Annotated in this window: 14 protein-coding genes; 6 read left to right on the top strand and 8 right to left on the bottom strand. The window is 63.4% G+C overall.

Annotation, left to right across the window (positions count from 1 at the left end):
* Window positions 1-93 precede the first annotated feature (93 nt).
* Complete coding sequence (locus ACQ4WQ_RS04610; protein WP_436494992.1) at window positions 94-1,152, bottom strand: Lnb N-terminal periplasmic domain-containing protein; 1,059 nt, start codon at window positions 1,150-1,152, stop codon at window positions 94-96.
* A gap of 25 nt (window positions 1,153-1,177) precedes the next feature.
* Here ACQ4WQ_RS04610 and ACQ4WQ_RS04605 point away from each other — a divergent pair, with 25 nt between their 5' ends.
* Genes ACQ4WQ_RS04605 through ACQ4WQ_RS04595 form a run of 3 tightly spaced genes read left to right on the top strand, consistent with a single transcriptional unit; the run spans window position 1,178 to window position 2,872 of the window.
* The gene (locus ACQ4WQ_RS04605; protein WP_436494990.1) at window positions 1,178-1,738 is read left to right on the top strand and encodes a hypothetical protein; all 561 of its coding nucleotides are present in this window, start codon (window positions 1,178-1,180) and stop codon (window positions 1,736-1,738) included.
* A 24-nt stretch (window positions 1,739-1,762) separates the two neighbouring features.
* On the top strand, window positions 1,763-2,467 hold the full coding sequence (locus ACQ4WQ_RS04600) for a hypothetical protein (protein ID WP_436494988.1): 705 nt from the start codon (window positions 1,763-1,765) through the stop codon (window positions 2,465-2,467).
* Window positions 2,468-2,509: 42 nt separating this feature from the next.
* Window positions 2,510-2,872 (top strand): glyoxalase superfamily protein, encoded by a 363-nt coding sequence (locus ACQ4WQ_RS04595; protein ID WP_436494986.1) that lies wholly within the window; start codon window positions 2,510-2,512, stop codon window positions 2,870-2,872.
* Window positions 2,873-2,874: 2 nt separating this feature from the next.
* Here ACQ4WQ_RS04595 and ACQ4WQ_RS04590 read toward each other — a convergent pair whose 3' ends face one another.
* Complete coding sequence (locus ACQ4WQ_RS04590; RefSeq protein WP_436494984.1) at window positions 2,875-4,044, bottom strand: mandelate racemase/muconate lactonizing enzyme family protein; 1,170 nt, start codon at window positions 4,042-4,044, stop codon at window positions 2,875-2,877.
* A gap of 100 nt (window positions 4,045-4,144) precedes the next feature.
* Here ACQ4WQ_RS04590 and ACQ4WQ_RS04585 point away from each other — a divergent pair, with 100 nt between their 5' ends.
* Entirely contained in the window at window positions 4,145-5,104 is a 960-nt protein-coding gene (locus tag ACQ4WQ_RS04585) for a LysR family transcriptional regulator (protein ID WP_436494982.1), read from the top strand.
* Window positions 5,105-5,107: 3 nt separating this feature from the next.
* Window positions 5,108-5,971, top strand: a complete 864-nt coding sequence (gene motA / locus ACQ4WQ_RS04580; RefSeq protein ID WP_070255446.1) for a flagellar motor stator protein MotA — start codon at window positions 5,108-5,110, stop codon at window positions 5,969-5,971.
* A gap of 28 nt (window positions 5,972-5,999) precedes the next feature.
* On the opposite strand, the gene ACQ4WQ_RS04575 is transcribed toward motA, so the two are convergent.
* The 5 genes from ACQ4WQ_RS04575 to ACQ4WQ_RS04555 all read right to left on the bottom strand — a co-directional run bounded on the left by ACQ4WQ_RS04575 (window position 6,000) and on the right by ACQ4WQ_RS04555 (window position 11,804).
* A complete protein-coding gene (locus ACQ4WQ_RS04575) occupies window positions 6,000-7,466 on the bottom strand; it encodes an aminotransferase-like domain-containing protein (RefSeq protein ID WP_436494980.1) in 1,467 nt (488 codons plus the stop codon).
* 9 nt (window positions 7,467-7,475) lie between these two features.
* Window positions 7,476-8,021 (bottom strand): LysE family translocator, encoded by a 546-nt coding sequence (locus ACQ4WQ_RS04570; RefSeq protein ID WP_436495960.1) that lies wholly within the window; start codon window positions 8,019-8,021, stop codon window positions 7,476-7,478.
* A 166-nt stretch (window positions 8,022-8,187) separates the two neighbouring features.
* Entirely contained in the window at window positions 8,188-9,366 is a 1,179-nt protein-coding gene (locus ACQ4WQ_RS04565) for a DUF7832 domain-containing protein (RefSeq protein ID WP_436494978.1), read from the bottom strand.
* Between the two features lie 93 nt (window positions 9,367-9,459).
* A complete protein-coding gene (locus ACQ4WQ_RS04560) occupies window positions 9,460-11,277 on the bottom strand; it encodes a DUF4153 domain-containing protein (RefSeq protein WP_436494976.1) in 1,818 nt (605 codons plus the stop codon).
* 89 nt (window positions 11,278-11,366) lie between these two features.
* On the bottom strand, window positions 11,367-11,804 hold the full coding sequence (locus ACQ4WQ_RS04555) for a hypothetical protein (protein WP_436494974.1): 438 nt from the start codon (window positions 11,802-11,804) through the stop codon (window positions 11,367-11,369).
* A gap of 83 nt (window positions 11,805-11,887) precedes the next feature.
* Here ACQ4WQ_RS04555 and ACQ4WQ_RS04550 point away from each other — a divergent pair, with 83 nt between their 5' ends.
* Window positions 11,888-12,271, top strand: a complete 384-nt coding sequence (locus tag ACQ4WQ_RS04550) for a MerR family transcriptional regulator (protein ID WP_436495958.1) — start codon at window positions 11,888-11,890, stop codon at window positions 12,269-12,271.
* Between the two features lie 108 nt (window positions 12,272-12,379).
* On the opposite strand, the gene ACQ4WQ_RS04545 is transcribed toward ACQ4WQ_RS04550, so the two are convergent.
* A complete protein-coding gene (locus ACQ4WQ_RS04545; RefSeq protein WP_326457893.1) occupies window positions 12,380-13,018 on the bottom strand; it encodes a choice-of-anchor C family PEP-CTERM protein in 639 nt (212 codons plus the stop codon).
* Window positions 13,019-13,067: the final 49 nt, after the last annotated feature.

Raw genomic sequence — 13,067 nt, 5'->3', positions numbered from 1 at the left:
AGATGCTCACTGTACTATTCGTACAGTTCCGCTTCTCGGCCACCTCTTCCTTCCGCTCGCTACGGTTTGATTGAGCGTCGTTGCGACAGTAGATCATTGCTTGGGCATTTGCAGCGCCGGAAAACCCGCGTCATCGTAGCCCGGCATGCCGCGCCGGATCGCGTGCGAAAAGTCCGCATCGTCGTTGGCGGCCCGCGCGCGCGCCGTGACGTGACCGCCATCGCGCAGCTGCTGGAAGGTCTGGCCCGGCACCAGGCCCTGGACGTCGAACAGGTAGCGGTCCAGGTAGCCCGAGGCCATCAGCCGGTAATCGAGCGGCAGGCCCGGCACGATGCGGCGCACCATCTCGAAGACGATGGTGGTGCAGTTGGCCGTCAGCGTGTTGTAGAACTGCGGCTGCGCCTTCAGCGCCTGCGCCTCGTCCAGGTAGGCGAGGAACAGCGAGCGCATGGCCGCTTTCGGCATCATCACGCGATACAGATGCATGTCCTCGCCGCGCGCATTCGTGCGCACGCGCAGGATGTCGCGCTCGTCGGCGGCGATCAGGCTCATCTCGAAATGCTTGAAAAAGCCGCCGATGGCGGAAAAGCTCTCACCCTTTTCCTTGCGGATCTCGATGGAAAACGTCAAAAAGCGCCCGTCGGCGAAGCCGAACGAGATCAGCGTATGCGCGATGTAGGGCCCCGTCCAGTACGACAGGGCCGTGTCCACCGTGCGCAGCTCGTCGAGGTCGTAGCTGCGCTGCTCCCACTTCACCGTGTAGTCGTCGTCGCTGCGCCAGTCGAAATTGCGCACATTGTCCAGGGTGACGGTGCTGCCCTTCACCGTGCCCGTCACATTGCGCGCCACGTCGTCGGCCCACACGCGCTGCTGTTTCGGCGCGATCAGGCTCCACCACACGAGCAGCAGGATAAAGCCGGCCGCATATGGCAGCAGCACGCGCGCGTCGCCGCGCGTCCACCACAGCGCGATGCTGGCCACGCCCAGCGCGCCCCACAGCAGCGCGCCGATGGCTTGCGCCGCCATGCCGCCGGACAGCTGGTACCACAGCGCCAGCGCGCCCCACAGTGCAGTCAACAGGAGAATCAGGGAAACGGCCATTTTGCCGAGGGTGCCCAGCACGGAGCGGGCACGATGTGATAAGAAAGTCATGCCTCAATTATAGAGGCAAGTGAAGATGTGCAAGTATTTCGGACGTGCCGGCCTGTCCTGGGACAGGCGCACCATATTATTTCGATGGCATAATGATTTCTTTTGCAATCAATTCTGCCTGCGCATGCAACTCCAAGGTTTTTCCATCGTCAAGGGCTGCACTAAAATCTTGCTTGAAGGGCAAGAACTTGACCTGCACAACGATTACGAATTCGCACATATCGACTACCGCATCGCCGTGCGGCAGCTGCAGCTGCATTGGGTACGCAGTAACGGCGACTGGGTCCGGCCCGGCATGCCACCTGCGCTGACGCTGGTCTGCGAAGGCGTGCATGTGCTGAAAATCCGGGAATCCGGCGACGGTGAGCACGTCAACGGAGATAAATGCCTTTCCTCCATCGGCTTCATGTGGAATGCCATGCGCGATGACATGGATGGCGTCGCGTCGCATGCACCGGGCGAAGACTGCACGGACCTCTCGTGCGTGTTCATGAGCGACCTGAGCATCAAGATTGCCGCCGCCGAGGCGCGCATCGTCGTTGGCGCCGGGCCGGCCAATCCGGCCGCAGCCATCACAACCCGGTAACAACCACGACATTCAGGTGACACCTTGCAGCATCAAGCGCTCTACGCCCTCGCCGGCAGCCTCAACTCGCTCTTCATCGTCGTCAGCCTGCTTGGCCTGTGGTCGCAGCTGAAAAAGATCTGGCAGCGCAAGCACGATGCCAGGGTCGGCGCCGGCAAGACGACGGACATCCTGTCGCTCAACCAGTTCACCGTCAGCTTCCTCGCCTACTGCGCGTTCTTTGTGTATGGCTATTCGATCACGCCGTTCAACCACTACATCGTCTGGCCGCGCCTGATCGCTTCGCTGATCGCGCTGGCCATCCTGTATGAGATCGACCGCGACCGCCGCAGCCTGGCGGCGCGCCATGCGCTGCTGGCCTGCGCGCTGCTGCTGGGCGCCGGCGTGGCGGGACTGGCCTTCGGCCCCACCTTCACGGACGAAAAGCGCGTGCTCTCACAAAGCCTGATCGTCGCCGTCACCATGCTGCTGGCGCAGGGCTATGCGCACCAGATCCGCCTGATCTGGCGCTCGGGCAGGACGGGCGCCGTGTCCCTGACGATGAGCCAGTTCATCCTGGCGATGGATGCCAGCACCATCTTCTTCGCCTGCGTCATGGGCCCGGAGACGGGCTGGCCCCTGCTGCTGCTGGCCTGCGTCAGCGCCACGACCAAGCTGATCATCATGTGGCTGTTCCGCTGGGAGAAGACCAGTCCCGCCGCACAGGTGAAGCGGCAGGCGCTGGCCTGAGGCTAGAATAGGGATCTTGCCACTTTTATGGAAAGGGCCGCCATGCAGCTGTCCCCCGCCATCCCCATCCTGCGCAGCTTTTCCGAAGCCAAGGCACGCGAGTTCTACCTCGATTTCCTCGGTTTTACCCTGGACTGGGAACACCGTTTCGAGCCCACGGCGCCGCTGTACCTGCAATTGACGCGCGGCGATCTCGTGCTGCACTTGAGCGAGCACTACGGCGACGCCACGCCCGGCGCGGCGCTGCTGATCCCCGTCGGCGACATCGCCGCCCTGCACGCGGAGCTGCAGGCCAGGGATTACCCGTATGCGCGGCCCGGCATCCGCGACGAGGACTGGGGCCGCATCCTGGAAGTGGCGGACCCGTTCGGCAACCGGCTGCGCTTCTGGCAGCGCAGCGAGTAAGGTCATTGCCCGCTCAGCGCCCGCATTTCCGCATACAGGTTCGCCTTGCCCTCGAAGCCGATGCCCACCAGGTCCGGCATGGTGATGTGACCATTTTCGACGCGTACGCCATCGGGAAAGCCGCCGAACGGCTGGAACAAATCCGGATACGATTCGTTACCGCCCAGGCCCAGGCCCGCCGCGATATTCAAGGACATCTGGTGGCCGCCGTGCGGGATGCAGCGGCTGCGCGACCAGCCGTGCTGGTGCAGCATGTCCAGCGTGCGCAAATATTCCACCAGGCCGTAGCTGAGGGCGCAGTCGAACTGCAGCCAGTCGCGGTCGGCGCGCATGCCGCCGTAGCGGATCAGGTTGCGCGCATCCTGCATGGAAAACAGGTTTTCCCCCGTCGCCATCGGCTTGTCGTAATAGCTGCGCAGGGTGGCCTGCAGCTCGAAGTCGAGCGGGTCGCCCGCCTCCTCGTACCAGAACAGGTCGTACTGGCGCAGCGCCTTGGCGTAGGCGATCGAGGTATCGAGGTCGAAGCGACCGTTGGCGTCCACGCACAGCTTCTGTCCATCCTGCAGCACCTCCATGATGGCGTCGATGCGGCGCAAGTCCTCGTCCAGCGAGGCGCCGCCGATCTTTTTCTTGACCACCGTGTAGCCGCGGTCGATATAGCTGCGCATCTCGTCCTGCAGGGCGGACAGGCTCTGGCCCGGGTAGTAATAGCCGCCCGCGGCGTACACAAAGACTTTTTTGTCGGCCACGCCCGTGCCGTGGCGCTCGGCCAGCAGCTGGAACAGCGGCTTGTTCTCGATCTTCGCCACGGCATCCCAGATGGCCATGTCGATGGTGCCGATGGCCACCGAGCGTTCGCCGTGGCCGCCCGGCTTCTCATTGGTGTACATGCAATCCCACACCTTGTGCGGGTCGAGGTTGGCGCCGTCATCCGCCACGAGGCTGGCGGGATCGGCATCGAGGATGCGGGGAATGAAACGCTCGCGCATCAGCATGCCCTGGCCGTAGCGGCCGTTCGAGTTGAAGCCGTAGCCGACGACGGGCTTGCCGTCGCGCATCACGTCGGTGACGACGGCCACCAGGCTCAAGGTCATCTTCGTGAAATCGATGTAGGCGTTGCGGATGGGGGAAGAAATGGGGATGGTTTTTTCGCGGATCTCGACGATTTTCATGCTGGTCTCCTGTGGGTGAAAAACAATGACGCCAGCTTACCCGCGATATGGAGTCATATAATCGATTCCAATTTAAACCATTATTCACTTGAGGTTAATAATGAAAAGCGATGCCACCACGGAAATGGCTTTCTTTGTGCTGCTGACCAAGCTGGGCAGCCTGTCGGCCACGGCGCGCGAACTGGGCATCACACCGCCCGCCGTCAGCAAGCGATTGGTGCTGATGGAGCAGCGCCTGGGCGTGCGCCTGCTCAACCGCAGCACGCGGCGCATCAGCCTGACGGGCGACGGGGAAAGCTATCTGCAGCAGGCGCGGCAAATCCTCGACGACATCCGCGCCATGGAAGAATCGCTGGCCAGCGGCAGCGCGGAACCGAAGGGATTACTGCGCGTCAACGCCACCCTGGGCTTCGGACGCACGGTGATCGCGCCCCTGCTGTCGCAATTCGCCCTGCGCCACCCGCAGCTGGAAGTGCAGCTGCAGCTGACGGACAGCCCCATCAACCTGGTCGAGCAGGCGTACGACCTGGGCATCCGTTTCGGCGAGCTGCCCGACACGCGTTTGTCGGCGCGCAAGATCATGTCGAACCGGCGCTTCCTGTGCGCCTCGCCCGCCTATCTGCAGGCGCACGGCACGCCGCACACCCCCGACGAGCTGGCGCGGCACCGCTGCATCGTGCACCGGCAGAATGACGACGCCTACGGCATCTGGCGTTTGAGCCGTGGCCGCGCCACCCACACGGTGAAGGTGCGCGGCACGGTGGCCAGCAACGATGGCGACGTGGTGCTGGGCTGGGCCCTGGACGGCCACGGCATCCTGCTGCGCTCGGAATGGGACCTGGCCCGCTACCTCGACAGCGGCCGCCTGCGCGTGGTGCTGGCCGACTACACGCTGGCGCCGGCCGACCTGTACGCCTACTACCCGAGCCGCCACCAGTTGCCCGCCAAAGTGCGCGCTTTTATCAATTTTCTGGGCCAGCAGCTTCAGCCGGACTCGGCCAATGCAGGCAAATCGGGTTACACTACAATATTGCGATATGGCAATATTATGAAGGAGTAGGTTTTGCTAGTCATACTCGGATTTCTCGTCGTGCTGTTTTCCGTCTTCGGCGGTTTCGCCATGCAGGGGGGCCATCTGGCGGCCCTGTTCCAGCCGCTGGAACTGCTGATGATCGGCGGCGCCGCGCTGGGCACTTTTTTTGTCGGCAATGACGCCAAGGCCATCCGCGCCACGTTCGCCGCCCTGCCCACCCTGTTCCACGGTTCGCAGTACACGAAGGCGCGCTACATGGAACTGATGGGGCTGATGTATGAAATCCTCAGCAAGATCCGCAAGGAAGGCCTGATGTCGGTCGAGGACGATATCGACGACCCTTACCGCAGCCCCATCTTCGTGAAATACCCATACACGCTCGGCGACGAGCACATCCTGGAATTCATCACCGATTATCTGCGCCTGATGGTGTCGGGCAATATGGACGCCTACCAGATCGAAAACCTGATGGATAACGAGATCGAGACGCACCATGAAGATGCGGAAATGCCGATCCAGACCATTTCGCAGCTGGCCGACGCCATGCCCGCCTTCGGCATCGTGGCCGCCGTGATGGGCGTCGTGCATACGATGGCCTCCGTCGGCTTGCCGCCGGCCGAGCTGGGCGTGCTGATCGCGCAGGCGCTGGTGGGCACCTTCATCGGCATTTTGCTGGCCTACGGCTTCATCGCCCCGCTGGCGAGCTTGCTGCGCCGCAAGCACCATGAAACGGCGAAGATGTACCAATGCGTGAAAGTGACCTTATTGGCAAGCCTGAACGGCTACGCCCCGGCGCTGGCCGTGGAATTCGGCCGCAAGGTCATTTCCGCCACGGAACGCCCCTCGTTCAGCGAGCTGGAAAACCACGTGCGCCAGGTGCGCACGAAGAACTAGGCACGATAGCTGCCCTCTCGGCCGGTGCTCAGGACGTGCCCCCGATGCCGGCGGCGGCGCTGGCGCGGGCCAGGCTTGAGCGCGCGCCAGCCACCGCCTGCAGGCGTTCTTCCAGGTAGGCGCTCACGCGCGGATGCTGGCTGAAGGCGACGTTGAAACGGATGTGCTGGTCGGGCGTGTCGTTGGCCGAAAACGCGGCGCCGCGCATCAGCAGGATCTTGTTGCGGTAGGCGTCCTGCACCAGCAAGTCCACGTCCAGCCCTTCGGGCATGGAGCCCCACAGGAAAATGCCCGCATCGCCTGGCTGCTCGAACAGCACGCCGGCCGCGCTCAGTTGCCGCGTGCTGGCGTTGCGCGCCACCATGATCTTGCGTTGCAGCCGCTCCAGGTGCTTGCGCAGGTTGCCGGCCTTGAGCACTTCCAGCAGCACGTATTCGTTCAGCGCGGGCAAAGTCATGATGGAATGGATCTTGGTGCGCATCAAGGGCTTGAGCAGGGCCGGCGCGGCAGCCAGGTAGCCCATGCGCAGGGCCGGGCTCAGCGCCTTGCACAGGCTGGAATAGTAGATCACGCCGTCCAGTCCCGACAGCGATGCCAGCCGCGTGCTGTGGCCCGGCTGGAAATGGCCGTGCACGTCGTCTTCGGCGATCAGGAAGCCATACTGCTGCGCCATGATCAGCACCTTGTGCAGGTTGGCGGCGCTGCTGCTCCACCCGGTGGGATTGTGCAAGGCCGTCTGCACGAACAGCAGGCGCGGACGGTGGGTGCGGCAGGCCGCTTCCAGCTCGTCCAGGTCGAGGCCATCGGGACGGCGCCGGATGGGCACCAGGCGCACGCCGTCCTGGCGCAACCGGCCAAACATCAGGAAGTATCCGGGGTCTTCCACCAGCACCGTATCGCCGGGCTGCAGGAAGGTGCGGCAGATCAGATCGATGGCATGGGTGCCGCCGAACGTGGTGAGGATGTGGCTGGCGTCCGCCGCGATGCCGATGCCGCGCATCAGCAGCGCGATCTGCTCGCGCAGTTCGGCCAGCCCTTGCGGCGGACAGCGCGAGGCCATGCCGGCCGCGCTGCGCGCCAGGCCGCGTTGCACGGCCGCCGCCGGCAGCGCATCCTGCAGCCAGGTGGGCGGCAAGGCGCCGCTGCTGGCCAGCAGCACGCCCGGCCGCTGGTCGTTCACTTGCTGGCTCAGCCAGACCGGCTCCTGCTCCTGGCCCGCTTCCAGCGCCACCTCGTCGGGAATGGCGCGGCTGGCGTCGGCCGGTGCACAAACGAAGAAGCCCGCCGTGCCGTGCGTATCGATGACGCCGGCGGCCACCAGCCTGTCATACGCGACCACGACGGTGTTGGTGCTGACCGCAAGCTGCGTGGCAAGCTGGCGGATCGACGGCAGCCTGGTCCCGCCAGGCAGGATGCGTTGCGCGATCTGCTGGCGCAATGCAGCCTCGATCTGCTGGAAGAGGGCGATGGGTGAGGAGCGGTCGATGGCGAACATGGCGCAAGTCTAGCGTAAAAACATCACGGCGAGGACCAGCAGGATGGCGCCCATCGTCAAATTGAAGATGCGCTGGTTGCGCGGCGCTTTCAGCACGCTGCGGATCGAGACGCCGAACAGCGCCCACATGGCGTTGCACGGCATGCCCACCACAGTGCCGATCACGGACACCAGCAGCGCGCTGGCGAGCATGTTGCCGTGCGCGGGCATGAAGACCGACGCCATGGTGATCGCCTTGAGCCAGCTCTTGGGGTTCAGCGCCTGAAACAGCGCCGCCTGCGCAAACGACACGGCCTTCGGCGCGCTGCTTCCCGCCACCGAGGCGCCGGCCAGCTTCCAGGCCAAAAACACCAGATACAGTGCGCCCGCGATCCGCAGTACCTGCTGCGCCATCGGATACGCGACGAACACGCTGCCCAACCCCACGCACATGAGCATGGTCTGCACAAAGATGCCGACCTGGATGCCGAGAATGACCGGCAGCGCCCCCCGATAGCCGAAATTGGCGCCGGTGGTGGCCAGCATGACGTTATTCGGCCCGGGCGTGGCGGACATTACAAAGCAATAGCTCATCAGGGGCAGGAGTTCGGTCATGGCAGGCAGTCGCAGCGTGGAGAAGGCCCCAGTCTAGAAGCGCGGCACGGCGGCGACAAGGCACAAGGCGGCGCGTACAGGCACATGCTGTATCAGTCGAACCACTGCTACAGCGGCGATACGAAAGTCAGGACTTTTGCGGCAACATCAGGCCGCTTTGAAACGCCAGCTTGATGTCCCTTTCGTTCGAGTAGGCGGAAGATTCCCACACCTCGCCTGCTTGAAGCCTGGTGAATGTCTGGATGATATTACGCCGCCACGGGGATGGCCTGGAAGCAACGTAGCCAGCGAAAAACCGCTGCGCCTGTTCCTGGGTCCCGAAGCACAACAAAAATGACAAAGGGGTAGGCGATGGATCGCAAATGGCGGGAAAGCCACTCCCATGCGACGCAAGATGTTCAAGCGCCCGCGCACGATCGGCGAACAAGGAGAAAAGCGGCAGGGCGCGTTCGGCAAGCAACTGGCACATCTGCTCAATCGAGGAACGCGCCGTCAAACCCGCCACCTGCCAGATCATGGCGCTGGCGTTTTTTTCGGGCCGAAGCAAGCCGCCGAACAGAATGGAGCCATCGTAACCAGCTCCGCCCCCCTTCTCCGCAAGCCATTTCTTGAGGGCTTTGCTGGCGATGGAGAGGTCGACCTTCATGCGCACATCGCTGCGGGAGTTATAGCGCTCGGACTCGAACGATACCTCAAAAACGGTGTCCTTGTCGGCAGCCGTCTTCTTCCAAACGGTTCCTGTCTTGTTGGGCTTGAAGCCATGCGGCGCGAGAAATTTCCCGACTTCCTGGCAGGCATGAAGAAACTGGGTTTTGGGATCGCGCTGCCGGTTGGCGGGATCGGCCGACCACGCTTGCCATTGGCTGTAGCGCTGGTCGAGGATGGGTTTCAGTAGATCGAATTTCTCCCAGGTATTCTCGACGTGATAGACGCTGGGATACTCAAAGCCGTGCGCGGCGGCGTGACGGTTGAATACGTCACAATAGTCTTGCAGAAAGCTCCCATGCTGCTGGGCAAATGCCGACTTTTTATCGTAATAGTCAACGGTGAAAGCATTGCCCTGATCGTTGAGATCGTCTTCCCATAGCTTGCCATCGCAGGCATCGAGCAGAAATTCAAGCCCGGTCATTTCCCGAGTTGCCAGACGCCTTAGCTCCTCGGCAGAATCTGTGCGGTGGAAATCGCCCGCCATATCCTGGTGCACCAACCAGGCCAGGAACATGCCGATATGGATGCCGCCATTCTCTTCCGGCAAATCATCGGGATATTTTCCGCCAGAATGCCAATCAATCCTGTCATACGCCATTGTGCAAACCTATAAAGATATCGAAACAATCACCTTGCGTTACTCCAGCATCATGACCAGCGTGCTTGCCAACGGCCTGACCTGGATAGCCATTCAGGGACCCGGCGCCGTCTCCTCCGGGCAGCTGAGCTCGTCCTCCTGCGTATACAAGGTCATCGGCACGCGCTGGCCATCGACTTCCAGCTCGCGCACTTTCGGCGGCACCAGCTGGAACTCGCCCGCCTGCAGTTTCTCGCGCAGGGGCTTGCAGCGCAGCGCGTCCGTGGGGATTTGCCCGCGCGCGGTCCAGCTGCCGTCGTCCTTTTCCGCCAGCAAGACCGACGAGGCGCGCGGGTCGTTGCTGATCAGCAGCACTTCCTGCTTGCCGTCGCCATCGAAATCGAGCAGGTAGGCGTCGCACTGCTGCCCTGCCCGCTTCAGGCAGGCCGGCAGGCGCCAGGCCGGGCTCACTTGCGTCCAGTCCTGGCGCAGGAAACTCTCCGGCAGCTTCGCCGTGGCCGGGCGCAGGGTCAGGTTGATCGACACGTCGCTCAGTGCGCCCGTCTCGTCGAGCCGGTTCTGGCGCTTGAGCATGGCTTCGGCGCGCGCCCGCACGATGGCCGCATCCGGTCCCGTCGTGCGTTTGCTCAATTCCTGCAGGGCCGCCTGGCCATAGCGGGCGCCCTGGAAGCGCAGGTATTCGAAATCGAACTTGTCCACGCCAACCTTGCCGCTGTCCAGGCGCGCCATCTGGCTGGCCACGGAAATGCGCGCCGGGTCGGCCAGCGGCGAGAACAGGGCGAACAGCACCAGCAGGGTGACAAAGGCGGTGGCCACGTTGACGTTGGCGATCAGGTGCAGCCAGTCGCCGTACTTGCTGGCCGCCCAGGCATAGCCGGCGGCGTAGCAGGTGGCGATCAAGAGGCAGGCGGCGGCGATCAGGCGGTCGGAAGTCCAGCCATGCGACATCACGCGCAGGGTCAGCGCATAAATGGCGATGCCGACCACCCACGGCAGCAGCAAACATGCCAGGCGCGTGCCCAGGCGGATGCCGCGCGCCACGCCATGGCCCACTTCGCCATTCTGGAAGGCGGCATTGATCAGCACCACCAGCACGCCGGCCATGCCCAGCAGCACGGAGGCCGCATGGCGCGTGGCCCACAGGCGCTCGAAGCCGATGAATGGCAGGGTCAGCAGGAAACCGGAAACGAGCACGGCGGCGATCGGCACCAGCCATGACAGCAGCACCAGCAGCAAGGTGCGGATGCCGCGCACGATGGATGGGCGCACGTCCGTGATGTGGATGGCGAACGAAAACGCGAAGCAGATGACGGGAATCACGAACCAGGCCTGGCCCAGCAGCTTTTTCAGGAAACTGAGCTTGATCAGCAGAAACAGCTGCCCGCCCAGCCACAGCACCAGCCACAGGCCCAGCACGAACAGCAGGGAAAACAGCAGCTGGATGCCCAGCTTCCAGGCGATTTCAAAGTAGGTGGGATAGCGCGCGATGCGCTGGCCATCCTGGGCGCTGGCCAGCACCAGCGCGTGGGCGATATACAAGCCCACGACGCAGAAGCCGAACAGCTGGGCGGAAATCACGCGCAGCGGCGCACCGGGCTTGTAATTACCCCAGATCACGTGTTCGGCGCCGCGCGCCACGTCGTGCCAGGCCAGCACGGCCAGCACGACGGCCGCGCCCGTCATCCACAGGGCGATGCGCTTGACCGACATGTGGCCCAGGCTGGACACCAGCAGGATGGGCAGCAGCAGGCCGATCAGCATCAATGGCGCCAGCAGGTAGGCTTCCGTCGCGGGCCACACCTTGTCTTGCGCCGTGCTGTACAGCCAGTACAGCAGCAAGCCTTGCAGCAGGCCCGCCACCAGGCGCGTTACCGCGATGCGCGGCGCCACCACCGGATCGAGCAACGCCATGTTTTTTCCTGCGGCATCCTGCTGCATAGTCATTCCTTTAATAGTCGTTTATTGCTGTAAAGCACGGCCATTATTGCATTTCGTTATATTCATCTCAACAGCGATTCGTGCGCGCGCCCTTCCCGCCCGCCTCCGGCGCCGCGCAGAGGCAGGCTTTGCGCGACGCCCCAGGCCAGTTCCGGCACGAGGAACAGCCACAGCACGGGCTGGCCCGTCACCAGCAAGGCCCACGCCATCCAGGTCGAAAACAGGTAGCGCGCCGCCGCGTCGTAGCGGCCGAAGCGCGGCTGCGGGTCAAGCATGCGTAGCACCGACCAGACCATCACCACGCTGCCAAACAAGCTGCTGATCAGCAGATGCAAGGGTTCGAAGAGCGGCAGCGGCGCGCCGCCCAGGCCCACGTTGATAACGTTCAAGTGCTCGCGCAGCTGCAAAAACGTCCACGGCGTGGTAAACGGGGCCGTCATGAGCACATCATAAATGGCGCTGGCGCGCACCACGCGGCGAAAAGCGGAAACGGACAACATGGGGGAACTCCTGTCAGTGGAAAGCGCCCATGATCGAGGCTGGAGTACACTCCAGGGTCAAGCATTTTATGAAAGAAAAAACCATGCAGATCGGCGAGATGGCACAGGCGACGGGCTTGAGCCGCGATACCCTGCGCTTCTATGAAAAACGGGGCTTGCTGCGCGCGCGGCGCGGCGCGAACGGCTACCGCGACTACCCGCCCGAGGCGGCCGACTGGCTGCGCTACCTGCGCACGGCGCAGCAGCTGGGCTTTACCCTGGCGGAAATCGAAGCCGACATGCCGCTGCTGGCGGCCGCCGGCGATCCCGCCACGGCGGACCAGCTGCGCGCGGCGCTGGCGCGCAAGCTCGGTGAAATCGATGCGCGCATCGATGGATTGACACAATTGCGCGGCGAATTGGTACGGCGTATGGGGGCGGCAGCGGCGGCGTGCCCGTTGCGTGGCGATGCCGATGCGAATCCCTGAACTGCTGCCCTGGCTATTCCTGCTGGGCGCGGGCGGCGCGCAAGACCCCTGACGTAAAAAAACCGCCTGTGCATGGCACCAGGCGGTTTGATGTCGGGCAACCCCGGCTTACTTGGCAGCCTTGCGGCGGCGCAGGAAACCCATCAGGCCCAGGCCGGCCAGCAGCATGGCGTAGGTTTCCGGTTCTGGCACGGCGCTCACCGACACGTTGTCGATGACGGCGCCCGAATAGTTGTCGAACGGCGTGCCGGCCTTGGCGGCGCTGGCGAACGACAGGGTCGCCAGGCCCGTGGAAGCGGCCGTGAAGCTCAGCGTGTTGCTGTACAAGGTGTTCGAGGCGGCAGCCGTCGAGTAGAAATTACCGGCCACGCCACCGAAAGTGACAGCCACGCCCTGGCCAGCGGGACCGCCGGAATTGCGCGCCATGTCAAAGCTCAGGTTGTACGTCTGGCCGGCAACGACATTGAAATTTTGCGACAGGAAACCAGGACCAGGCGTGCCCAGCATGTCGATGCTGTAGCCATCGATGGCATTGTACGCATTGCGGATCAGGTCGACGGAACTGGCGCCTACGGTCCAGCCCGTGATAGCCGACGAACCGTTGTTGACGACCTGGAAGCCACTGGAAAACGTGGAGCCGGGCGCAACCGTCTCAAAATTGCCATTCGTGATCAGATTGACGGGGCTGGCGCTGGCGGTGCCTGCGGCGAACAGGGCGACAACTGCTGCGATGGTGGCGATTTTCATGATCTGATTTCCTTGCCTTATAGGCATTAAAGTTACCTTAAGTGAAATC

The sequence above is a fragment of the Janthinobacterium goodfellowi genome (assembly GCF_051380695.1).
GTDB lineage: Bacteria > Pseudomonadota > Gammaproteobacteria > Burkholderiales > Burkholderiaceae_D > Janthinobacterium.
Note: the sequence above shows the minus strand (reverse complement) of the source record. Positions and strands in the feature narration are given on the sequence as shown.